The organism is Shewanella sp. LZH-2 (assembly GCF_016859145.1).
Taxonomy (GTDB): Bacteria; Pseudomonadota; Gammaproteobacteria; order Enterobacterales; family Shewanellaceae; genus Shewanella; species Shewanella xiamenensis.
The window spans coordinates 2,804,709-2,829,414 of record NZ_CP069350.1 but is presented as its reverse complement, the minus strand read 5'-3'; the positions used below and the strand labels follow the sequence as shown (position 1 = coordinate 2,829,414).

The 24,706-nt window shown below is 44.0% G+C and carries 23 protein-coding genes and 1 other RNA gene; 17 read left to right on the top strand and 7 right to left on the bottom strand.

Annotated elements, in window-relative coordinates; genetic code table 11:
• The first annotated feature begins 37 nt into the window (after positions 1 to 37).
• The 3 genes from megL (at position 38) to ffs (ending at position 2,143) form a co-directional block, all read left to right on the top strand.
• Complete coding sequence (gene megL, locus JM642_RS12570; RefSeq protein WP_203431899.1) at positions 38 to 1,231, top strand: methionine gamma-lyase; 1,194 nt, start codon at positions 38 to 40, stop codon at positions 1,229 to 1,231.
• 214 nt (positions 1,232 to 1,445) lie between these two features.
• The gene (locus JM642_RS12565) at positions 1,446 to 1,811 is read left to right on the top strand and encodes a ComEA family DNA-binding protein (RefSeq protein ID WP_037417240.1); all 366 of its coding nucleotides are present in this window, start codon (positions 1,446 to 1,448) and stop codon (positions 1,809 to 1,811) included.
• Between the two features lie 234 nt (positions 1,812 to 2,045).
• An RNA gene (ffs, locus tag JM642_RS12560) (signal recognition particle sRNA small type) lies at positions 2,046 to 2,143 on the top strand.
• Between the two features lie 151 nt (positions 2,144 to 2,294).
• Here ffs and JM642_RS12555 read toward each other — a convergent pair.
• Genes JM642_RS12555 through dinG form a run of 6 tightly spaced genes read right to left on the bottom strand, consistent with a single transcriptional unit; the run spans position 2,295 to position 7,740 of the window.
• Positions 2,295 to 2,582 carry a late competence development ComFB family protein gene (locus tag JM642_RS12555; protein WP_037417243.1) on the bottom strand — a complete coding sequence of 96 codons (288 nt, stop codon included), beginning with the start codon at positions 2,580 to 2,582 and terminating at the stop codon, positions 2,295 to 2,297.
• Positions 2,583 to 2,615: 33 nt separating this feature from the next.
• A complete protein-coding gene (locus JM642_RS12550) occupies positions 2,616 to 3,518 on the bottom strand; it encodes a histone deacetylase (RefSeq protein WP_203431898.1) in 903 nt (300 codons plus the stop codon).
• Between the two features lie 5 nt (positions 3,519 to 3,523).
• Entirely contained in the window at positions 3,524 to 4,216 is a 693-nt protein-coding gene (locus tag JM642_RS12545; protein ID WP_037428139.1) for a DUF2057 domain-containing protein, read from the bottom strand.
• A 9-nt stretch (positions 4,217 to 4,225) separates the two neighbouring features.
• The gene (locus JM642_RS12540) at positions 4,226 to 4,894 is read right to left on the bottom strand and encodes a primosomal replication protein (RefSeq protein ID WP_203431897.1); all 669 of its coding nucleotides are present in this window, start codon (positions 4,892 to 4,894) and stop codon (positions 4,226 to 4,228) included.
• On the bottom strand, positions 4,885 to 5,658 hold the full coding sequence (locus JM642_RS12535; RefSeq protein WP_055646756.1) for a TSUP family transporter: 774 nt from the start codon (positions 5,656 to 5,658) through the stop codon (positions 4,885 to 4,887). The genes JM642_RS12540 and JM642_RS12535 overlap by 10 nt, the downstream gene beginning before the upstream one ends.
• A gap of 9 nt (positions 5,659 to 5,667) precedes the next feature.
• Positions 5,668 to 7,740 (bottom strand): ATP-dependent DNA helicase DinG, encoded by a 2,073-nt coding sequence (dinG, locus tag JM642_RS12530; protein ID WP_172588339.1) that lies wholly within the window; start codon positions 7,738 to 7,740, stop codon positions 5,668 to 5,670.
• Positions 7,741 to 7,868: 128 nt separating this feature from the next.
• On the opposite strand from dinG, the gene JM642_RS12525 reads away from it, so the two are divergent.
• From JM642_RS12525 to JM642_RS12485, 9 genes are all read left to right on the top strand, one after another.
• Positions 7,869 to 10,310, top strand: coding sequence for a DNA polymerase II (locus JM642_RS12525; protein WP_239000440.1), 2,442 nt, complete (start codon positions 7,869 to 7,871; stop codon positions 10,308 to 10,310).
• Positions 10,311 to 10,530: 220 nt separating this feature from the next.
• Positions 10,531 to 11,727, top strand: a complete 1,197-nt coding sequence (locus JM642_RS12520) for a porin (RefSeq protein WP_203431896.1) — start codon at positions 10,531 to 10,533, stop codon at positions 11,725 to 11,727.
• 281 nt (positions 11,728 to 12,008) lie between these two features.
• Entirely contained in the window at positions 12,009 to 14,798 is a 2,790-nt protein-coding gene (locus JM642_RS12515) for a TonB-dependent receptor (RefSeq protein WP_037417261.1), read from the top strand.
• 520 nt (positions 14,799 to 15,318) lie between these two features.
• Entirely contained in the window at positions 15,319 to 16,101 is a 783-nt protein-coding gene (locus JM642_RS12510) for a DUF3450 domain-containing protein (RefSeq protein ID WP_037417266.1), read from the top strand.
• Positions 16,101 to 17,456 (top strand): MotA/TolQ/ExbB proton channel family protein, encoded by a 1,356-nt coding sequence (locus tag JM642_RS12505; protein ID WP_037417269.1) that lies wholly within the window; start codon positions 16,101 to 16,103, stop codon positions 17,454 to 17,456. The genes JM642_RS12510 and JM642_RS12505 overlap by 1 nt, the downstream gene beginning before the upstream one ends.
• A complete protein-coding gene (locus tag JM642_RS12500; RefSeq protein ID WP_081990911.1) occupies positions 17,456 to 17,983 on the top strand; it encodes a MotA/TolQ/ExbB proton channel family protein in 528 nt (175 codons plus the stop codon). The genes JM642_RS12505 and JM642_RS12500 overlap by 1 nt, the downstream gene beginning before the upstream one ends.
• Before the next feature lie 13 nt (positions 17,984 to 17,996).
• Positions 17,997 to 18,401 carry a biopolymer transporter ExbD gene (locus JM642_RS12495; RefSeq protein WP_006081158.1) on the top strand — a complete coding sequence of 135 codons (405 nt, stop codon included), beginning with the start codon at positions 17,997 to 17,999 and terminating at the stop codon, positions 18,399 to 18,401.
• Between the two features lies 1 nt (position 18,402).
• Positions 18,403 to 19,026, top strand: coding sequence for an energy transducer TonB (locus tag JM642_RS12490; protein WP_055646751.1), 624 nt, complete (start codon positions 18,403 to 18,405; stop codon positions 19,024 to 19,026).
• A gap of 2 nt (positions 19,027 to 19,028) precedes the next feature.
• Positions 19,029 to 20,276: a tetratricopeptide repeat protein gene (locus tag JM642_RS12485; protein ID WP_037417278.1), complete on the top strand. Its 1,248-nt coding sequence runs from the start codon at positions 19,029 to 19,031 to the stop codon at positions 20,274 to 20,276.
• Positions 20,277 to 20,327: 51 nt separating this feature from the next.
• On the opposite strand, the gene JM642_RS12480 is transcribed toward JM642_RS12485, so the two are convergent.
• Positions 20,328 to 20,837 (bottom strand): diguanylate cyclase, encoded by a 510-nt coding sequence (locus JM642_RS12480; protein WP_037428125.1) that lies wholly within the window; start codon positions 20,835 to 20,837, stop codon positions 20,328 to 20,330.
• A gap of 80 nt (positions 20,838 to 20,917) precedes the next feature.
• On the opposite strand from JM642_RS12480, the gene JM642_RS12475 reads away from it, so the two are divergent.
• The 5 genes from JM642_RS12475 to JM642_RS12455 all read left to right on the top strand — a co-directional run bounded on the left by JM642_RS12475 (position 20,918) and on the right by JM642_RS12455 (position 24,525).
• Positions 20,918 to 22,747: a DUF885 domain-containing protein gene (locus JM642_RS12475; RefSeq protein WP_172590669.1), complete on the top strand. Its 1,830-nt coding sequence runs from the start codon at positions 20,918 to 20,920 to the stop codon at positions 22,745 to 22,747.
• A gap of 179 nt (positions 22,748 to 22,926) precedes the next feature.
• Positions 22,927 to 23,205, top strand: a complete 279-nt coding sequence (locus JM642_RS12470; protein WP_011623210.1) for a peptidylprolyl isomerase — start codon at positions 22,927 to 22,929, stop codon at positions 23,203 to 23,205.
• 73 nt (positions 23,206 to 23,278) lie between these two features.
• Positions 23,279 to 23,815: a GNAT family protein gene (locus JM642_RS12465; RefSeq protein ID WP_203431895.1), complete on the top strand. Its 537-nt coding sequence runs from the start codon at positions 23,279 to 23,281 to the stop codon at positions 23,813 to 23,815.
• A gap of 70 nt (positions 23,816 to 23,885) precedes the next feature.
• The gene (locus JM642_RS12460; protein ID WP_037417290.1) at positions 23,886 to 24,116 is read left to right on the top strand and encodes an RNA-binding S4 domain-containing protein; all 231 of its coding nucleotides are present in this window, start codon (positions 23,886 to 23,888) and stop codon (positions 24,114 to 24,116) included.
• Between the two features lie 22 nt (positions 24,117 to 24,138).
• The gene (locus tag JM642_RS12455; RefSeq protein ID WP_037417296.1) at positions 24,139 to 24,525 is read left to right on the top strand and encodes a ribonuclease E inhibitor RraB; all 387 of its coding nucleotides are present in this window, start codon (positions 24,139 to 24,141) and stop codon (positions 24,523 to 24,525) included.
• Positions 24,526 to 24,706: the final 181 nt, after the last annotated feature.

The window sequence follows — 24,706 nt, the reverse complement described above, 5'->3', positions numbered from 1 at the left end:
GAATCGAATGATGTAATGGCATAACAAGGAGTAAGCAATGCAAGATGAATCGAGCAAGATGTGGAAAGCGGCGACCCAAGCCATCCATGCAGGACATGAGCGAGAGGCCTTCGGTTCGTTAGTCACACCACTTTATCAAACTGCAACTTTTGTATTCGAATCGGCGCAGCAAGGTGGCGAGCGTTTCGCAGGCAACGAGCCTGGATATATTTATACCCGTCTTGGTAATCCAACTGTGGCCGAACTTGAGCGTAAAATGGCGATTTTAGAAGGGGCTGAAGCGGCGGCGGCAACGGCGTCTGGTATGGGGGCGGTGTCGGCGGCATTGCTCGCTAATTTGCAGATGGGTGATCATTTAGTGGCTTCTAATGCGGTATATGGTTGCACTTTTGCACTTATGACTAGCCAATTTGCCCGTTTTGGCATCGAAGTCACCTTAGTCGACTTTACCGATTTAGTGGCAATTGAGCGGGCAATCAAACCGAACACTCGGGTGATTTTTTGTGAAACGCCGGTCAATCCTCATCTACAGGTGTTTGATCTTAGAGCTATCGCCGATATTGCGAAGCGGCATCAATTAGTTAGCATTGTCGATAATACTTTTATGACGCCGTTACTGCAGCAACCGATTGCACTAGGCATTGATTTAGTGGTTCACAGCGCGACTAAATACTTAAATGGTCACGGTGATGTGATTGCGGGCATCGTCTGTGGCAGCGAAGAGCAACTTCACAGAGTGAAGTATGAAATCCTAAAGGATATCGGTGCAGTGATCTCACCCCATGATGCTTGGCTTATCCTACGAGGCCTTAAAACCCTCGATGTGCGCTTACAGCGCCATTGCGAGAGTGCCCAGCGGGTTGCTGAGTTTTTAGAGCAACACGCTGCCGTGACGCGAGTGTACTATCCAGGGCTTAAATCCCATTCGGGTCATCAATTTATTGGTCAGCAGATGCAGCGAGCAGGAGGGGTGATCGCCTTTGAATTAGCTGCGGATTTTACTCAGGCTATGGCGTTTGTTGGCAAGCTTAAATTATTTTCAATTGCGGTTAGTTTGGGCGATGCGGAATCCCTTATTCAGCATCCGGCTTCAATGACCCATTCTCCTTATTCCCCAGAAGCGCGGGCAGCTGCGGGCATTGGGGATAATCTGCTGAGAATTTCTGTCGGTTTGGAGGATTGCGACGATATTATTGCTGATTTAAGCCAGGCATTAGCAACGATTGTTTAGCTGGTTATGGATAATTTTTATAACAAGGATGCATTAACCGCATCCTTTTTCTTCATTGTTATCTGTAAATTCATTGATCTAAAGTTACACATTTAAGCCAGAGGTAATATTTGTACTTAGGCGTTTGGAAATTCATAAAAGCTTCGTCTATGTTTGATTGGAGGCCACGGAAGTTGGACGAAAGGCCGAATATCAAGGAGAGAGAGGAAGCATTATGAAACTAAAACCTAGTTTACCTGCGATGGTATCTGCTATTGCATTTTCTGCCCTGTTAACCTTGCCAGTAATGGCAGCTGATCCGGTAAAAGAAGCGAGTAAGGTGCAAAACCAAGCGAAAACTGAGGCCAAAAATATGGCAAGCGATGCTAAACAAGCATTGCCAGACGCAGCTCAAGTCAACATTAATACCGCTTCAACTGAACAATTACAACTGCTAAAGGGGATTGGTGCCGCTAAAGCGCAGGCAATCATCGATTATCGCACTCAAAATGGGCAATTTAAGACTATTGATGAGTTAGCAAATGTCTCAGGGATCGGTGCTAAGCTGATTGAGCAAAATCGTCATATGATTAAGCTGTAACGCCTTGGCATTGTCTTGAGTCATTTGCGTTAGCTTGACGTCTTTTAGCGAATAAAAAGCCTGCTTTGCAGGCTTTTATCATTTTCAATACTTAGGTTTGCCTATAGATTGTCCAGTTAAACCGGATATTTATCAAACGGGCGGATTAGCACTTGATCCCATAGAGGCCATAGGGGATAATCCGCGTCGTTCGGTGATGATCCTTTTGGTGAACCACTTGAAGTTATGGTGACCCTAGGGTCCCCCCGCAATGATAACTTGTGAACTCGGCCAGGCCCGGAAGGGAGCAACCGCAGCAAGCGACTCGTGTGCCGGGGTGTCGGCTCTAGGGGAACCTCCAAATCTCCCCATCATTTTCCTATCTTCTTTATCTTTAACTCACCGATTAGCAATAACTGCTCAGCTTAGCATTTAGCAACACTGCCGAATTTACTCGTAAAACCTTGTTGCAAATCGATGTCGCGATGCCCTATACCGTATGACTTAGCTGTTGGCTTCTTCCTGCTGCATTCTTTTTTGTAAATTCTGTTTTAAAAAGGCTCGCGATTTTTCGAGTGCAGCCTGTATTTCGCGTTTAAGTTCCTGCAATTCATCATAATCTTCAAAGAAATAAGTGTCGACTAAATGGCGGATATAACGCACGGGCAGTTGATTGAGTGTCACACAGCAGAGATCGGCTAAATAATCCTCCGGCAATTCATCCATCAGGCCTTCATCGGATAACATTTCCATTAAGAGAACTTCGTAATAGTTGCGGATTTCGAGTTGCATCGCTGTGCTCCATGATGATTTTTATTGAGTTTGCTACCACAAATGGTTGGCTGCAATAAAAAGTTGGCTATGTCTTTGGCTTAATTGTAGTTCGTCTCGGCTGTAGCCGCCGCCAATTACCGCAGCAACAGGAATATTTGCCGCTTTTGCCATGGAGAGCACAGTAACATCACGTTGATAGAGCCCTTCTTGGCTGATCTGTAAATGGCCTAAATCATCGTCCTGATGAATATCAACACCAGCGTCATACAGGATTAAATCTGGTTGATGGAGCCGAATAAGCAGCTCGAGAGTCTGTTCGACGGTTTCCTGATAGGCGCTATCATCAGCACCTTTCGTTAGTTCAATATCATAGTGTGACTGTTGTTTACGGCTGGGGAAATTCTCTTTGCAGTGGATGGAACAACTGATAATGCCTTGATGCCTATGGCTGAGGGTAGCAGTGCCGTCTCCTTGGTGCACGTCACAATCAAAAATCAATACCTTATGCCGTTGCTGCTCGGCGATAAGTTTGCGGGCGGCGATAATCAAGTCATTGAAAATACAGTAACCACTGCCAAAGTCATAATGAGCATGGTGATAGCCACCGGTTAAGTGAAGGGCGATACCCGTTTGTAGTGCCAAGCTTGCGGTTAAACTCGTTCCTGACACTGAATGCAAGGTTCGCTCGACCAAGGCTTGACTCCATGGAAAGCCGATGCGTCTTAAGGCCGTGTTGGCTAAGGTACCTTGAATAAATTGTTCGACATAATCTTGCTGATGCACCTGCATTACATCTTCAGCCGTCATCGGCGATGGAGTATGAAATTGATCCGCAACAGCCAGTTGATTATCGAGCAGATACTGATAAAGACGTGCGTATTTGGTTGTGGGAAAGCGGTGATGGGCGGGTAACGCCAGCTTGGAGTAGCTGGCGTGATAAACCAATGGGATCATCTGGATTAGAGTTGTGAAATAGCCCAGCTCATAAACTCTTTACGTGTTTTCTCATCGGCTTGTAACCACCAGTATTGCAACATCTGCTGTGGATTTGCGCCAGCCGCTTTAGAAGTATCAACCGGAGCGGTTAATGAGGTTGCCTTAACTGCTGCCTGCGCCGAAGTGGGTGCTGGCGCGGCAACCACCGCTGCTGTGCCTGCTGCGCCTGTTACTGCGGCTGCTGTGCCTGACACATCTACTGCTTGGTTACCGCTAAAGAGACGAGAGACAAAGCCTTCTTCTTCAATATCGGTGTTTGCCACTTGGTAATTAACCTGACCTTTGTCGGAGCGGGTTAACACGACTTGGGGATTTTGGGCAAACACTTTAGGCTTTTTAACGACTTTGCCTTCAGCGGCTTGTAAATAGTATTGATGATCGCCATCAACCTCTAAGGTCACAATAAAAGGAGATGACTTAACAAAGGTTTGGCTGTCACTAAAATCGTCTTCCACCATTTCGTGGTAGCGAATGGCGATTTTGTGGGTGCCGGGCGCCAATTCTAAACTGCTTTTATGGTTGAATACGCTGGACTCGACTTTTTTGCCATCGAGGGCAAGGTATTCGAAGGACATAGGGATATTCAGATCTGCGGCAAAGGCTGAGGCAGAGCCGAGTAGCATTAGCAGGCTGCTGATTGGCAAAAGTGATTTCATTGTTGCTCCTTAACGATTATGGCTCTGATGCGGACGTTCGAATGCTTGAATGCGATTTTCGATATAACTGATGGCTTGCCTGCATTTTCCCAAACGACGATGCATCAAAAGGATGTCATTTTGCAAACGGATTTTGTCAGCACTATGACAGTTTTCAAGTTTTGACTCCATTTCTGCAATTTTTTGTTCAAATTTTTTCGCCCAATTCAGATGCTTATTCAGTTCAGCATAGATTTCGTGGCTATTTTGTAACACATTGCTGGCGATCCAAGCAAACCCGCTGGCTTGATGCGATTGGTTTTGTTGTTGGGCAAAACGTGCGCGCTTACTGGCACGTTGTTGATTTTTAGACTTTATATCGATTGAGGTTGTCAGTAGCGCCCGTTTAACCGCAGTAAAACGGTCTTGAATACGTTCACAGCTTAAGGCGATGGTTTGCGGCGCGAGTTTTAGGGCGATTTGCTTCTCTAACTGACCGATGCTACTTCGAATTTGTTCAATGCAGGGCATCAACTGGGCGCCATTTTGAATAAACAGCGATTGATTAAAGCGTTCAATATCTAGTAGGAGTTTGCGTTGGCTCGGCGCAAGATGACTGTCGTGTTGCAGTACTTCTTGCTCTAATGTTTTTAGCTGATTTTTCAACGTGCTGATTAGCTGCGAAGTGTTCAAAACCATGCGCTCCACGCCAGATTAGCGGCAATTGACAGGACAATTAATATAAACAAAGGCCGAATAAAAGGCATACCAAATTTTATCGCACAGCGAGCGCCGATAAAGGAGCCGAGCATCATACATAACCCCATCCACAGGCCAATTTGCCAATGGACTTGCCCAAGAAAGCCAAAGATCGCCAGCGCCGTCAAATTGCTGGTAAAAGTCATGGCTCTAGCGAGCGCGCAACTATGCAAAAGAGGTAATTTATATAATGAACCTGAACTTACTGTCCAAAAGGCGCCAATGCCGGGGCCTGCAAAACCATCGTAGATGCCTAGTAATAAACCTTGCAGGCTTTGCTTGAGCTTGGATTGGGCTTTTGTCGGCGTCTGACAATCGGTATCCGAGATGGCATTAGGGCTCAGCAAGCTGTAAATTGCAATGCCAATAATGAGCAGTGGTAAGGCTTTTTCAAGCCACTGCGCGTTTAACAAATAAACTAATACACTGCCAAAAACCGCACCAATAAAGGTGGCGATAAACGCCATATACCAAAAACTGGGTTTCAGCAGATGCTGGCGATAATAGGTCCAAGCCGCCATCGAGGATCCAAAACTGGCGGCAAATTTATTGGTACCTAAGGCGGTATGGGGCGGGATCCCTAGGGTGAGCAGGGCAGGAATGGAGAGCAGGCCGCCACCACCGACCACGGCATCGATAAAACCTGCAATTAAGCCAATGACAGCCAACAGGGCCCAGTTACTGGGCTCGAGTAACAACTCCAAATCTTAATCCTACTCAATGACTCGTCTAAAAGGTGGGAGTGCGTCTAGCAAGGATTTGCCGTAACGCTTCGTCACTAACCGTCTATCTAGGATAGTGACTCGACCATAATCTTGCTCTTTACGCAGTAATCTACCACAACTTTGGATAAGCTTTCGCGATGCATCAGGAATGGTGAGCTGCAGAAACGGATTTCCACCCTTTATTTTCACATATTCAGCATGGGCTTGCTCAACGGGTGAGGTTGGCACAGCAAAGGGTAGCTTAGTGACGATGAGGTTGGTGAGGTAATCTCCTGGTAAGTCCAAGCCTTCAGAAAAACTGCCTGTGCCAAATAATATGCTTGGCTCACCTTTGTCACATTTAGCTTTGTGGGTCTCAAGCAATTGTTGGCGTGGTGCATTACCTTGGATCAGAATTTCCTGCGTGAGCTTGCCCTCGAGCAATTCGGCCACTTTTTCCATTTGCCAGTAAGAGGCAAACAGCACTAAGGTAGCCATTTCGCCTTCAATTAGCTCGATAATTTGTTCGGCAAGTTCAGCAGTATAGGCATCATCCGTCGGCTCGGTTTTCATCTTAGGTAAGTAGAGCGTGGCATTATTCGGATAATCGAAAGGGGATTGCAGGGCAAGATAACGGCTGCCGTCCTTTAATGATAACCCTACCTGATGGGCAAAATGGTCAAAGTTATTCAGCGCCCGCAGCGTAGCGCTACATAGCACGACGCCAGCTGCCTTTTGCCACAGCATCGATTCGAGCATAAAACCGACTTCAATTGGTGAGGCGCTAAACAGATAATCGACCTGTTTGCCTGTAATTAACTCGATCCAACGGGCCATTGGGGCACCTTTAGTGGAATCTTCCTTGGCCATCATTTTCCAGAGCTTTTGCAGGTTCTCGAGTCGCTGCAACATAAAGCCCATTTCGGCCTGTAGCGCTTCAGCCTGGTGCTTAGGAATATCGCCATCTTTTATCGCCTCGGCCAGCAATAACTGCATCTTGTTAAATTGCTTGAGAGCAAGATTGGAAGTGGTTGCGAGATTCTCGGCAGGGATTTTTAACGCATCGGGTAATTTGCCGTGTTCGAACCGATAGCGACTCTCTGGATTGGCAAACTGCTTGGTCTGGGTATCACAATAGTGGGCGACTTGATTGAGCTGAGCGATTAAGTCGCCAATATGATCCTGCATCGCCTGTGCTGGGGCGATGATATTGTTGCTCTTTATCTGATTTTGTAACTTGGCGCTGGTCTTACCGACTTTTTCAAGCCAGTCGGCGGCGCCTCTAAGCGTTGCCTGTGCGCTAGAAAAGTCCCGTGCGACAATTGGTAAGTGGTGGGCTTCGTCTATGACGTAAAATACCTCTTCGGGATCGGGTAAAATCACCCCGCCGCCTAGCTCTAAGTCGGCAAAAAGTAAGCTGTGGTTGGCGATCAGTACATCCCAAGTATCCACATCCTCACGGGCCTTGTGAAACGGGCAATTACGATGGCTGGCGAGTTGCCGATGACAACTGTGTTTATCGCAGGCGATTTGTTGCCAGAGATGGTCCGGTATCGGTGTCGATAGCGTATCTATTTCACCGTTCCAGCGGCCTTCATTAAAGTCGCTGAGCAGCTCTTGCAGCATGGCAATTTGGCTGTTATCTGGCTTTGTTTGCCACATGGCCATTTGGGTACTGTTATCATCGCCGATCAGCATGGCAAGTTTGGATAAACAGACATACCGCTGGCGCCCTTTAACCAGACCAAAGCGAAAGTTTAGCCCTGATTGTTCGAGAAAAAACGGTAAGTCTTTGTGCAGCAACTGCTCCTGCAGCGCAACGGTTGCCGTGGCAATACAGACTTTTTTCTTACTCGCAAGCGCAAGCGGTATCGTGCCCAAAATATAAGACAATGATTTACCAATCCCCGTACCCGCTTCGACCACTATGATGCGTCTATCTTTGTCATAGTCGCCAGCCAAGGTCTTAGAGATTTCTGCCACCATAAAATTTTGCTCGCGGCGTGGCCTAAAATTAGGCAAAGCGGCGGCAATATCTTTATAGATAGCGCGGATCTGGTTTTTTACGTTGTCAGGTAACATGCGGCACTACTTTATCGAATTAATGCTGTACATAATAACAGTGATTGCATAGCCTAAGAAACTTTTCTGCCATTTTATGGCAATTTTATTCTGTGTCCCGAGAATCAATAAACAGCGAGAGCCTTAGAGTGAAACCGCAGTCGAATCCCCCCGAGAGTCTTGCACATGACACGGCTGCGCCCGTGAGTGTACAGGGACGCGTCCTGACGCGCCATGCTATTACATGCGGTTCAACGCTTGTGTTGCAGTATTATCTCGCCACTGTTTCTGGCCCAGTGCTGGTGGAGTTACCTGGCTCTGAGTACATTTGTTTTTGCCATCAAAGCGATATGGCTGCATTACAGTTACAAACGCCGGGGCTGGCGCTACGCTTTGTGCCGCTTATGCTTAAAAGTTTTAAAAGACAAGCCGTGGCGGCGATTTATGCCCAGTCGAGCAGTGTGTTTCGTCACTTACAGCGGATAGCGACGGATGCTGGTATTCCCTTATTTGAGGCGGATATCCGTCCCGAGCAGCGTTTTTTAATCGAACGTTTTGTCGCGCTCGATGTGGCATTTTTAGGGCATCAAGTAAGCAATGTGGGTTTACAAGACCGCTTGCCCGTCTTTAGCGCCATACGGGCCAAAGCCGTTGCACCGCAGCCGGAAATAAAATTGCGTTCAATCTCCCTCGATTTTGAATGCAGTTTTGACGGATTACTCTATTCCGTGGCCCTTTATGGACGCGATGCGCAATCTCAGCCCTATGAAAAAGTCATTATGGTGGGCGAGGCGCAGCCTGATGCTGCAATTTACATCGAATGGGTGAACGATGAAGCGGCGCTTATCCATCGTCTCATCGCTTGGTTTACTGAGTTTGATCCCGATGTGATCATTGGTTGGTCGGTGGTGACCTTTGATTTGGCCTTGTTATATCGGCGTGCGTTACTGCACCGGATCCCGCTGCGTATCGGTCGAGGTAGTGCGCTTCTCGAGTGGAAGGTCGAGAATAAATTTCGGCCTGAAACCTTAAGTTTACCGGGGCGAGTGGTGCTCGATGGTATCGATTGGTTAAAGGCGGCCTTTTATCAATTCGAGCGCTTCTCCTTGGAATTTGTCGCCCAAGCGTTACTCGGTGAAGGCAAAGCGATTCATAATGTAGAAAATCGAGTCCAAGAGATTGATGCGCTATTTACCGAAAATAAGCAAGGGCTTGCTCACTATAATCTGACTGATAGTCGCTTAGTGTGGGATATTTTTGAGCATACTCAGTTGTGGGATTTTGCCCTCGCTCGCGCCGAGTTAACGGGATTAGAACTGGGGCGGGTAGGCGCCTCGGTCGCCGCATTCAATCATTTGTATCTACCGCATTTACATAGAGCGGGTTTCGTTGCGCCCGCAGAGCCTGCAAGTCAAGGTATTGAAAGCCCTGGCGGTTATGTAATGGATTCAGTCCCTGGTTTTTATCAGCATATTTTAGTGTTTGACTTTAAAAGTCTTTATCCATCGATAATTCGTACTTTTTTGATCGATCCGAAAGGGCTCATTGAAGGTCTGGATAACGAGGAACATATTTTGGACGAGTCTGAAATCGTTCCCGGTTTTTTAGGGGCTCGTTTTAGTCGGCATCAACCGATCCTGCCAAAACTCATCCAAAATCTCTCAGAACAACGCGAAAAAGCCAAGCGGGAGGCAAATGCGCCTTTATCGCAAGCAATTAAAATCATTATGAATTCGCTCTATGGGGTTTTAGGCTCTCAAGGCTGCGTGTTCCATGATGCGAAACTGGCAAGCTCCATCACCATGCGCGGTCATCAAATAATGAAACAGACTCGCGCTTGGATAGAGGAAATGGGTTATCAAGTTATTTATGGGGACACGGATTCCACCTTTGTCTATTTGGGCTCTGATCCTGATCTCAGTGATATTAATGCCTTAGGTAAGCAGATTGCCGCGCAAATCAATCAACAATGGCAGAGTAAAATCGTAAAGGAGTTTCAGCTAGAAAGCTTCCTTGAGCTACAGTTTGAGCGCCATTACGAACAGTTTTTTATGCCGACCTTGAGGGGATCGGAGGAGGGTAGTAAGAAGCGTTATGTCGGTGCTTGGCGCAATAGGAATGGAGGGCTGGAAATCACTTTTAAGGGGATGGAGCAGGTGCGAAGTGATTGGAGCCCCTTAGCGCGTAAGGTTCAAGCTGAACTTTATGAGCGAATGTTCAATCAGCGAGATATCAGCGGTTATCTCGCTGGTGTCATAAGCGAACTGCAGACAGGAAAGCGGGATGCTGAATTAGTGTTTAGTAAACGAATGCGCCGAAATCTTGAAGAGTACACCGCAAAATCTTCCCCCCATGTCAAAGTCGCACGTCAGCTATGTGAGTTAACAGGAAAGGTATCCTATGGCAAGAGAGGAGCTCAGATTGATTATGTCATCACTGTAAATGGTCCTGAACCTGTTTCACATAGATCGTCTATAATTGATTATCAATACTACATTGATAAGCAAATTAGTCCCATTGCAGAGCCTATTTTTTCAATAATGAAATTGAATTACACAGACATTGTCTCTAAACAGCTGCTGTTAATTTAATGTTTATGTTGTTTTATTTGTGTTTGCTTAACGGGTATTTATAGTGTTTTAACCTGTTTTACAGCGGTTAATCAGTCAGTTTTTGTGATATTTATCTACAGAATACTTAGGTTTCCCTTGGTGTGTTTATTGAAAGTTTGCTACTCTCAGTGGGAAATTGTAAGGAAATATAACAACGGAATGACGTTGATAAAACATAAACGAAAAGGTTAAGCACCAAATGAACAAAACGATAGTCGCCACTGCGTTAGCAGCACTCTTTCTTGCGCCAACTGTATCTGCAATCGAAATCTACAAAGATGACAAAAATGCAGTCGAGATAGGGGGGTTTATTGATGTGCGTGTAATCAACACTCAAGGTGAAACTGAGGTTGTAAATGGTGCTTCTCGAATTAATTTTGGTTTCAGCCGTGAGTTAACCCATGGCTGGAATGCGTTTGCTAAGTTGGAATGGGGCGTTAACCCCGTTGGCAACAGTGATATTGTTTATAGTAACCGCTTTGAATCTGTGCAGGATGAGTTTTTTTATAACCGTTTAGGTTATGCCGGTCTTAGCCACGATAAATACGGTACACTCACTATTGGTAAACAATGGGGTGCTTGGTACGATGTCGTTTATGGCACTAACTATGGTTTTGTATGGGATGGCAATACTGCAGGAGTTTACACCTTTAATAAAGACGACGGAGCTGTTAACGGTGTAGGTCGTGGTGATAAAACGGTGCAATACCGTAACACGTTTGGTGAAGTGAGTATTGCAGCGCAAGTACAGCTAAAAAACAGCAGTTTTTATACTTGTGATTCTGTGCCTGACCAAGATGACTGCAAAAAGTTATGGGAGACTGGTGATAGATCTGCCCAGCAAGTTGATTATGACGAAACCTATGGTTTTGCGGTAACTTATAAAGCAACTGACAAATTGACTTTAACCGCTGGTGCTAACCGTGGTGAATTTGACGTTAGCTTTGGGAATGGCGAATCAACTACCGCTGTCGATCTTATCTACGGTGCGGGCATTATGTGGGGTGATTTTGATGCTAATGGTTGGTATGCCGCTGCAAACATCAATAAGCAAGAAAACCACGACACCGATAATTTAGGGCGTTTGATTAAAGAAGCTGTTGGAGCTGAAACGTTACTGTCATACAAATTTGATAATGGTTTACGTTATTTCGTATCCTATAACGTGCTAGATGCTGGTAAAGATTATGTTATTCAGCCAAATTTACCCATTTATGAAAATGATGTGTTTAAACGACAATTTGTTGTTGCAGGTATGCACTATCTGATGGATGCCAATACGGTTATCTACTTGGAAGGTCGTAAAGATTTCAGCGATTTTACTGGTGTGGATGAAGCCGCGATGGCATTGTCAGAAGATGATGGCATCGCTATTGGTATTCGCTACACTCTTTAAAATCATAACATCGCCTTAAACGGCTTTAGTTTAACAAAAACGCCAGTCAGTAATGACCGGCGTTTTTTGCTTTTAGATTTCAAAGCATACGATTCTCGCTTTCAAAATGAGCATATTGTCATCAGCTGGTTTTATTTGTTTATTTTTTGTTGATTAAAGGTTTTATATGTGATTTTATTGTTTCTGCCGAGTACAGCGTGTTTTCGACGTACTTTTGTTTGAAACTGCTTATTAAATAAGCGGATTATAATAAAGACATAATATGTCCAGGGAGATAGACAATGCATAAGAATAACTTATTAGCCAAATCTGTGCGTTTTGCATTGATTGGTGGTGTGGCTGCAACCGCGCTAAACGTGCCATTAGTAATGGCTGCTGATGAAGCTGGTGCTGATAAAAAAGTAGAACGTATTGAAGTTACTGGTTCACGTATCAAGCGTACTGATATGGAAGCGGCAAGTCCTGTTCTTGTGATGAATAGAGATGAGCTTGAAGCTACTGGTATGATCAGTATTGGTGATATCCTGCAAACGATCCCAGCTGCTGGTTCAGCATTAAACACCGCTTTTAACAATGGTGGTGATGGTTCTACTAACATGGACCTGCGTAACCTTGGCGCACAACGTCTATTAGTATTAGTTAATGGTAAGCGCTGGATTTCATCTTTAGGTTCAACGGTTGACTTAAACACCATTCCTACATCAACAATTGAGCGCATTGAAGTATTAAAAGATGGTGCTTCAGCGGTTTACGGTTCTGACGCTATTGCTGGTGTTGTTAACATTATTACTCGCAAAAACTTTGAAGGTGTCGAAGTTTCTGTCTATGGCGGACAAAACGCTAAATATGACGATGGTCGTCAGTACACCGCTGATTTTACAGTTGGTTCAGTATCTGAAAAAGGTGGCTTATTATTCAACATGGCCCACGTGACTCAGCAACCTATTTGGGCTGGTGACCGTGATATTTCTGATACTGGTTACAGTTCTACTGCGGATAATACTCGTATTCGCGTTAAAGGCTCACAACTGAATCAAGCTAACCAAGATGCATTAGCTGCTATTGGTACACCAAACAGTTCGGGTGTTTATGACTATATGTCTAAAGAAGGTACTGGCGCTAATATTGGTATGAATCAATTCCGTCCACGTACTGGTAGCGATGTTTATAACTATGCGCCTGATAACTATCTATCAACACCACAAAATCGCAATTCTTTCTATGTTCAAGGTTTTTATGATATTTCAGACAACCTAAGAGTTGTTTCTGATTTTATGATGACCAATCGTAAGTCATCTCAAGAACTAGCACCAATGCCACTAACCTTAGGTGCCTCATTTGGTGCGGCTGCAAGTCGTGTGGATATTGGCGGGAATAATATCTATAACCCATTTGGCGAAACACTCTATGGTGATAGTGCTCGCGCTGTAGCTAATGGTAAACCTGTTGGCTACGTGCCATATGCGTTACAGCGCCGTATGATTGAAGCGGGTTCACGTCAATATAATCAAAACGATACAACCTACCGCGCTATGCTTGGTTTAGAAGGTAATATTGATGATAACTGGACTTGGACAGCAAGCTATATCTACGGCCAAAACAACCAAGATGTATTAACCACTGGTCTACTTAATTTAACTCGTATCAACCAAGCATTAGGCGATAATTGTAATGCAAGCAATGGTTGTGTTGCTTTAAACCTGTTTGGTGGTCCAGGTTCAGTAACTCAAGATATGGTTGATTATATTACTTTCGACAGTGTTAGCCGTTCAGGCTTAACGATGAAAGATTATACCTTTAACATTTCTGGTGATCTATTTGATTTACCCGCTGGCGCTGTTGGTTTAGCTTTCGGCCTTGAACGTCGTGAGGAAACTGGTTTTGATACGCCAGATCCTTTAACCGTAACAGGTGAGTCTTCTGGTAACCAACGCGATGCTACTTCTGGTGGTTTCCGTTTGGATGAAGCCTATGTTGAATTAGCAATTCCTGTTATCGAAAGCTTGTTAATTACGCCAGCTATTCGCGTGTCAGATCACGATGCTTATGGTAACAACACAACAGGTAAAGTGGGTGCTGAATTCCGCCCAATGGATGATATGTTGTTACGCGGTACATGGGCTCAAGGTTATCGCGCACCTTCTATTTCTGATTTATATGCAGGTAGTGCAGATTCTTACCCAACTTGGCAAGATCCTTGTAATAACCCTAAAGGTACACTCGATCTAACTAAATTCCCAGGATGTTCGTCTGTACCAGTTGGATATAATCAAGCAAATACGCAGATCCGTATTTCTCAAGTTTCATCGCCAGATTTAAAACCCGAAACGTCTGAGTCATACACATTTGGTACAGTGTATAACCCGTCTTGGTTAGAAGGGGCTGAACTTACCTTAGATTATTACAATATTAAAGTTGAAGATGCGATTGGTCGTTACGGACATACACGTATTGCTCGTGAGTGTGCTACCGGTTCTAATCCTGATTCATGTAATTATATTGACCGTGATAGCTTAGGTAACATTGTTGATTTACGTAACTTCCTGCAAAATGCTGGTACTTATGAAGTCGAAGGTATTGACTTCTTTACAGCGTATCGTTTCCCTGAAACATCATATGGTTCATTCAAAGCTTCATTAGATCTGGCTTATGTGCTAGGTAATAAATTCGATGGAGAGGACCGAGTTGGAATTCAGTACGGCGATGGTGGCTTCCCTGAGTTAAAAGGTAGTCTAAACATTGATTGGGCAATGGGTGATTGGGATGCACATTGGAAAACGCGTTATGTGGGACCAATGGATAACACATTGCATGTTGATGATGGCTATGTTGCTGCAGATGGTATAACTGAACGTTTTGATGCCTATATGGTTCATAACGTCTCTGTTGGTTATAATATTGATGGTTATAACACTAAAGTTTCTTTAGGTATCAACAACTTGTTTGCTAAAAAACCTCAGGCAGAAGGTATCGATAACAATTCAGCAGTATCTACAAATAACTTCTCTGTTACAGAGTATGATGTGAATATGGATCGCTTTATTTATTTACGTGCGACAACCAAGTTCTAATCATAAATCAACTTAGTTGTATGAGAGCCGAACACTGTAAAGTGTTCGGCTTTTTTATTACGAAAGATCCTTTGCAGTTATTAGTTGCTAATTGTATATGTACAGTTTTTTACGTCATCGATGATTCTCACTCGAACTACCAATGTGTTGAAATTTAGCTTGAATAGGTTGGGCGGCTTCTAGCGCATCTTATTGCATTAACAGATGTTAATGACGAATTTACGGCTCTCTTAATCAACCAAATTTTTGTGTTTGCTCAAAAAAACATCTTCTGTAAAAAAATTCATAACTAAGACTTCTTTACACTCGTTTTTACATGTTCTGAATGTTGACACAGGTCAACATTTTGTGAAATGATGCCAGCGGGTCTATGCCTGTAAGGGCATAGGAAAGGGAAGAAAAAACTAAGAATCACAAGAGAAAGATGAGCTTACGGTAAGCATTTACTAAAGTAAGTCTTGCTTAAAGTGATGTTGCTGGTAAGTTAACTTTTTTATTCACTTCAAATTGGTTGGGAACTATGTCCAAGGTAAGCAATAGAACAAAAATCGCTACTGCACTTGTTGGCGTGCTGGCATTAGCGAGCAGCAACTTAGTAGTTGCAGATCCTCTTACCGACGTGCAGAAAGCGGATAGTATGATCCATGCTGATGCTGCTGCGTCGCAAAAGAACGTTGATAAGTATTTCGATCAAGCACAAGACATGCTTTTTGAGTATGGTTCAGTTGCTGATGAGCGTGAGTCACTGAAGTCCTATAACGATTACGTTGCCAGCTTGGTTGCTGATCAACAAAAAACAATGGACGCAGTTCAAAATGACATTAATGGCGTAGATAAACTACGTCAGGGCGTTGTGCCTTTAATGTTTAAAATGGTTGAGTCTTTAGAACAATTCGTTCAATTAGACTTGCCATTCAACTCTGAAGTCCGTGCTAACCGTGTTAAAGAGTTAAAAACACTTTTAAACACAGCAGAAGTGACTTTAGCTGAAAAATACCGTTTGATCCTGGATGCGTACAGCATCGAGCGTGAGTATGGTAGTGCTGTTGCAGTTAACCAAGGTAAATTGACCTTAGATGGTAAAGAAGTATTAGTAGACTTCTTTAACTTGGGTCGTGTTGCTCTGTATGCACAAAGCTTAGATCAAAAGACTGGCTGGATGTACAACCCAGAAACTAAGGGTTGGGATAAGTTAGATGACAGCTATCTGCGTGAACTGACTAAAGGTATCCGCATTGCCCGTAAACAAGGCGCTCTAGATCTATTCGCATTACCAATTCCTGCTGCGGAGACTGCACAATAATGAAGAAGTTAATTACTACAGCTGTATTAGCTGCAAGTTTTTCTTTAACTGCTGGTATGGCTAGCGCTGCTGATGCACCTAAGACCATCGACCAATTATTGCAGCAAGTTAAAGTTGATCGCGCTGCTGAAGGCAAAGTTAACAGCAAGCGTGAGCAAGAGTTCCAAGCTGAGCGTGGCGATAAAGCGGCGTTGTTGAAGCGTGAAAAAGACGCTTTGGCGGCTGAAAAACAACGCGGTAAAGATTTAAACCAAGCCTTCTTAGATAATGAGCGCAAAATCGCCCAGTTAGAAGAAGATCTGAAAACTGCTCAAGGTGACTTGGGTGAGATGTTCGGTGTGGTTAAAGGTGAAGCGGGTGATTTCGCTGGTAAATTAGCGAGTTCAAACGTCAGTGCTCAATATCCTAATCGTGACAAATTTGTTGCTGATTTAGGTGCACGTAAGCAGTTACCAAAAATTGAAGAGTTAGAGCAATTCTGGCAAGAACAGTTATTCGAAATGGTACAAGCTGGTAAGGTTGTTAAATTCGAAGGTTCTGTGACAGCGATTGATGGTAGTGTAAAAAATACCACTATCCACCGTATCGGTGCTTATAACCTAACGGCTGATGGCAAATATGTTGTTTACAATCCTGAATTGGGGCTAATTCAAGAGTTATCACAACAGCCAGAAGGTTACCAAGTCAGTGCTGTTGGTAAATGGGAACAAACCGCTTCTGGTTCTGCACCATTCTACATCGACCCTGCTCGTGGTGTTCTGTTAAACATCTTCACTAACAAAGCAAGTATGGAAGACCGTATTGAATCTGGTGGTACAATCGGCTATATCATTATGATTTTGTTAGCGTTAGGTCTGTTGATCTCTATTGAACGTTTGGTGACCATGACTATCATCGGCGCCCGTGTGAACAGCCAACGTAAGAATGTTGATAAACCAGGTAACAACGCTCTTGGCCGTATCCTGAAAGTGTATCAAGAAAACAAAGACGTTGATGTTGAAACATTAGAGTTGAAACTTGATGAAGCGATTCTGAAAGAAACGCCTGCACTAGAATCTCGTATTTCAATCATTAAAGTACTGGCTGCTATCGCTCCTATGATGGGTCTATTGGGTACAGTAACCGGTATGATTGCAACATTCCAAAGTATCCAATTATTTGGTACTGGCGATCCAAAACTGATGGCCGGCGGTATTTCAATGGCGCTGGTAACGACGGTTCAAGGTCTGGTTGCGGCTCTGCCTCTAATGTTAATGCATGCTATTGTCGTTGCACGCAGCAAAGCTATTGTACAAGTTTTAGAAGAGCAAAGTGCGGGTATCATCGCAGCACATGCTGAGAAGAGGGCTGACTAATGATGATTCACCTGATGGACATATGGGATTCCGTCAGGGGCTTCATGGCCTCCGGAGGCGACGTCCTCTGGTTAGTTGCGTTTGTGCTGTTCTTAATGTGGGTATTGATGCTTGAACGTTACTGGTATCTTAATTGGATATCACCAAAGCAACATAAAGCAATCATAGCTGCATGGGATGCTAGAGAGGAAACTACCTCTTGGTATGCACACCGTATCCGTGAAGCTTGGCTGTCCCAAGCGAAGCAAGATTTGAATGCACGTATGCTGATCATTAAAACCTTAGTAGCGATTTGTCCTATGATAGGTTTATTAGGTACTGTTACCGGTATGATTTCAGTGTTCGATGTGATGGCAGTTCAGGGGACGAGTAATGCTCGTTTAATGGCGGCTGGTATTTCAATGGCAACAATGCCCACTATGGCGGGAATGGTTGCCGCATTATCGGGAGTATTCTTCAGTACTCGCCTTGATGCCAAAATGAAAATCAGCTTAGAAAAGCTAAAAGACAGCATGCCGCACCACTAGAGAGAGATTGAACATGGCACGTAAAAAGCATTCCAGTATAGACGAGGAAGCGCAAATTGATATGACACCGATGCTCGACATCGTGTTCATCATGCTGATCTTCTTCATTGTAACAACGTCATTCGTGAAGCCATCTGGTTTGGATTATAACAAACCAAAAGCATCACAAGCGACTTCAAAGCCTTCGGCTAACATCTTCATTGGCGTCAGCAAAACTGGCGTTATCATGATGGAAAACCGTCAGGTTGATATCGAACGTGTAACAGCAAACGTTGAGCGTATGTTAGCTGAAGCGCCTGAAGCAGCAGTGCTTATTCAGGCTGATAAAGACGCAATGCACGGCTTAGTTGTTAAAGTTCTAGACCAAGTCAAAGCGGCTGGTATAGATAAGATTTCGGTATCTGCGGGGAACGATTAATATGCTAAGAGCACTAGTATCAATCATTATTGGTGCTGCTGTGACTTTTGGTCTGTTCGCTTTTATGGCGTTCTTGGTCGGTGGTGGGGCGCAGCGCGCTGAAACATCGGCCGAGACCCCTGTAATTGAAATCACCATGGATAGACAGGATGCAAAAGCACAGAATAAGCCAAGGGTAGTGCCTAAACCGCCACCACCACCAGCACAGCCTGAGAAACCTCAAACTGCGCCACCAGATACTTCATCAAATATTGATACGTCTATGTCGTTCAATATGGGAGCTGTCGAAACCGGTGGTCATAGTGCAGGTGGTTTTAAACTGGGTAATATGATGACTCGTGACGGCGATGCAACACCTATCGTTCGTATTGAGCCACAATATCCAATCGCAGCCGCTCGTGATGGTAAAGAAGGTTGGGTGCAATTACGCTTTACAATTAATGAGTTAGGGGGTGTTGATGACGTTGAAGTTATTCAAGCAGAACCTAAACGTTTATTTGATAAAGAAGCAATACGAGCACTGAAAAAGTGGAAGTACAAACCAAAGATTGTTGATGGTAAGCCACTTAAACAACCTGGTATGACAGTACAACTTGACTTCACTTTAGACAAAGGAGGCAATTAATAATGCGTAATGCTAATAAAATCGCAGTTGCGTTATTACTTTCCCTTTGTGGTGGTGCGTTATCAGTTTCTTCTGCTATTGCAGCTGAAAAGTGTGAAGTTGATAAACGCCAATCTAAAGCGGTAGGTGAGAGTGCTGCGAAAAAGGTGCAGAAGTCCTTTGAAGCTTATACGAATGGTCAAGTTGATGAAGCGATTGCCATTCTGTTAGAAGCAAACCCAAAGAATGATTTCGATAAAGCCTATGTTGCGCGTATGCTCGGTAACTTCTATGCCGAAAAAGGCAAGATGGATACCGCGATCAAGTACCTAAAACAAGCTGTTGAAGCTGATATTTTAGGTGGTACCGATCACGCTGCAACATTGCGCCTTTACGCCGATTTGTTGTTACAAGAGAAAAAGTTTAAGGAAGCAATTCCATACTATTACAAATGGATGGATTTCACCTGTAAGACTGATTCTCAGATGTACCGTCGCATTGGTATTGCACATACAGAACTTAAGCAGTGGGATAAAGTAATTGAAGTGGCTGATAAAGGCCTTTCACTTGCTGAGTCACCTGATAAAGGTCTGTATCAGATGAAGTTAACGTCTTACTTTAACCAGAAGCAATATAAGAAAGCCGTTGGTGTGTTAGAAGTCATGGTACCGTTATTTCCGGATGACGGCAGATTATGGGTTCAGCTCGCACAATTTTATCTAATGGTCGAAGACTATGATAAAGCGCTAGCGACTTATGACTTGGCATATCGTAATGGTTTCTTAGAAACTGGAGCTAACATTACTCGTTTAGCTCAGCTGATGGCTCAGAAGGGTGCGCCATACCAAGCAGCGAAAGTTTTTGAGAAGCATATGAAGTCGGGCTTAATCACACAAGATGCTAAATCTTATGAGATTTTGGCTGGTTTTTACCAAAATGCGAAAGAGTTTAAAGAAGCCGCTGACTTTTATGGTAAAGCTGCTGCAATCAGCAATGATGGTAAGCTATATCTGAAGCAAGGTCGTTTACTGAGCTTGGGTGAGAAATATAATGAAGCGATTCCAGTGCTTGAAAAAGCAATCTCTTTAGGTATTGAACATCCCGGTGAAGCAAACTTCGAGCTGGCTTTAGCTCATCTTAGTTTGAAACAGTATAAGTCTGCTTATAATCGTGCTGTATTAGCTGCGAAAGATAAGAAGACAGAGAAGAGTGCAAACAGCTATATCTCTTACATCAAAGAGAAAGCTCGTATGCATAACGTCGAACTGTAATTCATCTAATTTGCTAGGTAGATCTAAAAAGCCCCGAAAGGGGCTTTTTGTTTATTGAAGCTTTACTAATGCCTGGGATTGCTGTTGTTTACGTTCAAGCTCTTGTGAAAGTTTGGAAACATTATTGAATATAGATTCAATTTTTTGTTCTTGAGTCGGTAAGCAAAGGCAAGCTGCGAGTTTGTAGTCAATTTTTAGCTTATGAGTTTTGCCAAACTCTTGATTAAATTCTTGAATATGATCTGCTATGCGATTAAGAACAACTTCGGTACCAGCTTCATCAATATTGAATAATCCTAAGGCAAAATGATTGTGGTCTAATCTAGCAATTAAATCTGTTGCTCTTAGCAGTGCTTCTTGTACTTGTTTAGTAAAAAATTCGAGTAAATGCGGTTGTTTAACGGTTTCATGAATGTGAGGGCACAGATACAATAGCGCCAAGCTTTGCTGTTCTCGTATATGCCTATGCCATTCTCGGTTAAAGACTTCCATGAAATAAGTTTGGTTGTAAACCCCTGTTTCTGGATCTCTAAAACCTGAGTTACGAAATGAGTAGATCATAGAATAATCCCGTAAGTAGACTTTTCAGTAAGTATAGGAAGAGTCTGGCTATCTCGGACGTAAAAGGAGAAATATAAAAAATGAAATTAAATGTAGTTGCGGGAATGATAGCCTTAGTGCTAACCCTACAGGGATGCTCAAAGCCTGAATCAACAGTTGTTACACAGGAAGGGGCAACGCAGGCCCCAGCGACTGAAGCAGAAACCCAAACGGCTGAGTCGCGTTATGTTGCACTCGTCGATGCCTATTTTAAAGACTACTTGAAGCTCGAGCCTATTTACGCCACTTTTGTGGGTGTTAACGACTACAATGCGCAGTTTGGTGGTGATTTAACTGAAGAGTATCTTAAGGCTCGACACGATCTAAATACCCGCTATCTAGCACAAGTTAAGGCTATTGATGTTGAGCAATTACCAGCGGATTTGCAATTAAGTTATTCGTTGTTTGTTTATGATCGTGAAATAGCGTTAGTCGATGAAACCTATCCGTCACGCTTTATGCCTATCAGCCAGTTTTACAGTACTGTTATAACTATGGTGCAGCTAGGAAGTGGTGAAAGTGCTCAGCCTTTTAATACCGTTCAAGATTACCGCAATTGGGAACAGCGTGTGAATGGTTTTATTCAGTGGATCCAGCTTGCTCAACAGCGTATGGATGAGGGGATTGCAAGTAAGGTTGTACTTCCTCGAGTGCTGGTAGAGCGTATTATTCCACAGTTAGATGCTATGCTGACGACCGATGCCAGCCAAAGTATTTTCTATTCACCGATTAATCACTTCCCAGAAGGGTTTTCGGATCAAGATAAAGCGGAGCTAACAGCAAGTTATCAAGCGATGATTAATGAGCGTTTAGTGCCTGCATTAACGGGACTGCGCGATTACTTTAAGCAGACTTATTTGCCTAAATCCCGTGCAACGGATGGTTGGTCTGGTCTACCAAATGGTAAAGCTTGGTATCAGCATTTAGCCAATTCTCATACCACCACAACCATGCCAGTGGATGAAATTCACCAAATTGGTCTGAATGAGGTCGCACGAATCCTTTCTGAGATGGACAAAGTCCGTGAGCAAGTGGGTTTTAAAGGTGACTTAAAAGCCTTTTTTGCCTCTTTATCGTCTGAGCCACAATACTTCTATGGCGATCGCCAAGGCTTAATCGATGGTTATATGGTGTTGAAAGATAAGATTAACCAAGTATTGCCACAGTATTTTAATGTAATGCCAAAGGCCGACTATGTGGTTAAACCGGTTGAAAGCTTTAGAGAGCAATCGGCTGCGGGCGCATCCTATGAATCACCAGCTGTCGATGGGAGCCGTCCAGGGGTGTTTTATATCAACACCTACAACTTGAAAGCTCAGCCGAAATGGGGCATGACGACACTGTCACTGCATGAAGCGGCGCCTGGTCACCATTTCCAAATCGCCATTAAGCAAGAGTTAACGGGTGTACCTGAGTTTCAACGCTTCAGCGGTTATACTGCGTTTGAAGAGGGCTGGGCGCTGTATGCTGAATACTTAGGCATCGAAATGGGGCTCTTTAGCGACCCTTATCAGTACTTTGGTAAGCTTTCAGACGAAATGCTGCGTGCGATGCGTTTGGTGGTGGATACGGGATTACATGCCAAAGGCTGGAGTCGCGAACAAGCGATTCAATACATGAAGGACAATTCGCCCATGGCCGAGTCGGATATTATTGCCGAGGTTGAACGTTATATGGCAATTCCTGGCCAAGCATTGTCTTATAAAGTGGGTCAACTAAAAATTCTTGCCCTACGTGAGCGTGCTGAAAAAGCCCTAGGTGATAAGTTTGATCTTAAGGCTTTCCATGATCAGATTCTGACTTCTGGCTCACTACCTATGGCGGTGATGGAACAGAAAATTGATCGCTGGATAGCGGCGACTAAGGCTTAACACGGAGTCGATTATGTAGCGCCGTTATCGATAACAAAATTGATAACGATGCGGTTTAAAGCTTTTTAATTAAACATAATGTTTTTATACTCAACATTCACATCTCGTTTTCAGTCATAAAAACGGGAACCATATGATATTTGGGGCAAATGTCTCAGCATTATTCAGGGAGTTTTATCATGGTTCAGGCTACAGCAAGACATTTGTTAGTCAGCAGTGAAGAGCAGTGCCAAGCACTTAAACAACAGATCCTCGACGGTGCTGATTTTGCGCAAATCGCGCGCGCTCATTCTTCATGCCCATCGGGCGCTCAAGGTGGTGAATTAGGTTCATTCGGCCCAGGCATGATGGTGCGTGAGTTTGATGAAGTGGTATTTAGTGCGCCATTAAACGTGGTTCAAGGTCCAGTTAAAACCCAGTTTGGTTACCACTTACTCGAAGTCACCAGCCGCGGTTAATCGTCTTCTTGCCGAGGCAATGGCAGCGTTTAGCTGCCATTTTTTTAGTTCGTCCATCCATTGGGGAGCCGCTATGCTTGAACTCTATACCGACAGATTAAGACTTCGCAGTTTACAAGAGCAGGATTGGCCACACTTTTTGGCATTACACCAAGATCCTGACATCAATCGCTACGTGCGTATTCCTGAAGCTCCCGAAGTGATCCGGCAAAAGTTTGAGCAGCGCTCAGTCACCTGGGACTATACCTCTGGCGATTGGCTTACGCTGGTGATTGAAACCCTTGATACCTGCGAGTTTATCGGTTTAACCGGTCTTCATTGCCAAAGTGTGGAGGAACAACGTACTGAGGTCGGTTATTTGCTGGCGCACGCGGGACAAGGCAAAGGCTATGCCACTGAGAGTTTGCAAGCTGTCATCGATTGGGCCTGTTTGAGCTTATCAATACATAAATTCGTCGGATACTGCGCCAAAGACAATATAGGTTCGGCACGAGTGATGGAAAAATGTGGTTTTCAACTCGAAGGCGTATTTAGGCAGCATTTTAAGATAGGCGATGAGTGGCTAGATGAATGCGCCTATGGCCTGCTCGCCGATGAAAGGCAAAGATAAGTTAAATTATCTGCATCGCAATGGACATGCTGCTATAATGCCGCAGGTTTATTTTTTGAGGCGTATTTAAGTGACGCAAATTAATCAGTTAGTTTTGCATCCCGGCGAAGATTTTATTGAATTGTACAAAGTATTAAAGGTACAAGGTATGTCGAATGCCGGTGGCGAAGCGAAGCATGTTATTGATGAAGGTTTGGTTACCGTCAATGGCGAAGTAGAAACCCGCAAACGTAAAAAAGTCGTTGCGGGTGATATTGTCAGTTTTAACGGTGAATCGGTTCAAATCATTGCGGCTGAATAAGCCTGATACTGTGGAGTAGGATATGCAATTTCCAGACGACGATAATGGCAAAATGCTGGCCGCAATGGCTGAAGCCGGAATTGACCTTACTAAAGCCCTCGATGTTGATTTCTTTTTAGTTTTTGATGATCAGCGTGATGCTGAAACTGCACTTGAAGAATTAGCCAATTCGGATCTCGAAGGTGAAGTTGAGCTGAATTTGAATGATGAGCTAGGCAAGTGGGAAATCATCGTATGCATCAACATGGTGCCAGATTACGATGACTTGGTTGAGCAAGAAACCATTCTCAATGATTTTGCGGCCGAGTTTGGCGGCATGACCGATGGTTGGGGTGTGATGCAACACCAAGACGGCGATGATGAGTTTATGGACGATGATCACGTTCATGATGAGCATTGTCATCACTGATTTATGCCATATTATCAATGATAAAGGAGCAATAAGGCTCCTTTATTTTTGTCTCTCAATAATATTCCTTTGACTCGATTTAAATCCATCTCATACCCATTACGAAATGTAACTAGGCTTAAGCTGGTCTTACAGTTAACGCAATCAGATGCACTATTCTCAATTCTTGAAAAGCATCAGA

Bases quoted from the DNA above. Each gene is read 5' to 3' on its own strand.
- JM642_RS12455 (WP_037417296.1), top strand. From the start codon at position 24,139: ATGCAATTTCCAGACGACGATAATGGCAAAATGCTGGCCGCAATGGCT.
- JM642_RS12505 (WP_037417269.1), top strand. From the start codon at position 16,101: ATGAAGAAGTTAATTACTACAGCTGTATTAGCTGCAAGTTTTTCTTTA.
- JM642_RS12465 (WP_203431895.1), top strand. From the start codon at position 23,279: ATGCTTGAACTCTATACCGACAGATTAAGACTTCGCAGTTTACAAGAG.
- JM642_RS12540 (WP_203431897.1), bottom strand. From the start codon at position 4,894: ATGGTTTTGAACACTTCGCAGCTAATCAGCACGTTGAAAAATCAGCTA.
- JM642_RS12545 (WP_037428139.1), bottom strand. From the start codon at position 4,216: ATGAAATCACTTTTGCCAATCAGCAGCCTGCTAATGCTACTCGGCTCT.
- JM642_RS12480 (WP_037428125.1), bottom strand. From the start codon at position 20,837: ATGATCTACTCATTTCGTAACTCAGGTTTTAGAGATCCAGAAACAGGG.
- JM642_RS12510 (WP_037417266.1), top strand. From the start codon at position 15,319: ATGTCCAAGGTAAGCAATAGAACAAAAATCGCTACTGCACTTGTTGGC.
- JM642_RS12495 (WP_006081158.1), top strand. From the start codon at position 17,997: ATGGCACGTAAAAAGCATTCCAGTATAGACGAGGAAGCGCAAATTGAT.
- JM642_RS12515 (WP_037417261.1), top strand. From the start codon at position 12,009: ATGCATAAGAATAACTTATTAGCCAAATCTGTGCGTTTTGCATTGATT.
- JM642_RS12520 (WP_203431896.1), top strand. From the start codon at position 10,531: ATGAACAAAACGATAGTCGCCACTGCGTTAGCAGCACTCTTTCTTGCG.
- JM642_RS12475 (WP_172590669.1), top strand. From the start codon at position 20,918: ATGAAATTAAATGTAGTTGCGGGAATGATAGCCTTAGTGCTAACCCTA.
- JM642_RS12485 (WP_037417278.1), top strand. From the start codon at position 19,029: ATGCGTAATGCTAATAAAATCGCAGTTGCGTTATTACTTTCCCTTTGT.
- JM642_RS12470 (WP_011623210.1), top strand. From the start codon at position 22,927: ATGGTTCAGGCTACAGCAAGACATTTGTTAGTCAGCAGTGAAGAGCAG.
- dinG (WP_172588339.1), bottom strand. From the start codon at position 7,740: ATGTTACCTGACAACGTAAAAAACCAGATCCGCGCTATCTATAAAGAT.
- JM642_RS12490 (WP_055646751.1), top strand. From the start codon at position 18,403: ATGCTAAGAGCACTAGTATCAATCATTATTGGTGCTGCTGTGACTTTT.
- JM642_RS12565 (WP_037417240.1), top strand. From the start codon at position 1,446: ATGAAACTAAAACCTAGTTTACCTGCGATGGTATCTGCTATTGCATTT.
- JM642_RS12550 (WP_203431898.1), bottom strand. From the start codon at position 3,518: ATGATCCCATTGGTTTATCACGCCAGCTACTCCAAGCTGGCGTTACCC.
- megL (WP_203431899.1), top strand. From the start codon at position 38: ATGCAAGATGAATCGAGCAAGATGTGGAAAGCGGCGACCCAAGCCATC.
- JM642_RS12555 (WP_037417243.1), bottom strand. From the start codon at position 2,582: ATGCAACTCGAAATCCGCAACTATTACGAAGTTCTCTTAATGGAAATG.
- JM642_RS12500 (WP_081990911.1), top strand. From the start codon at position 17,456: ATGATGATTCACCTGATGGACATATGGGATTCCGTCAGGGGCTTCATG.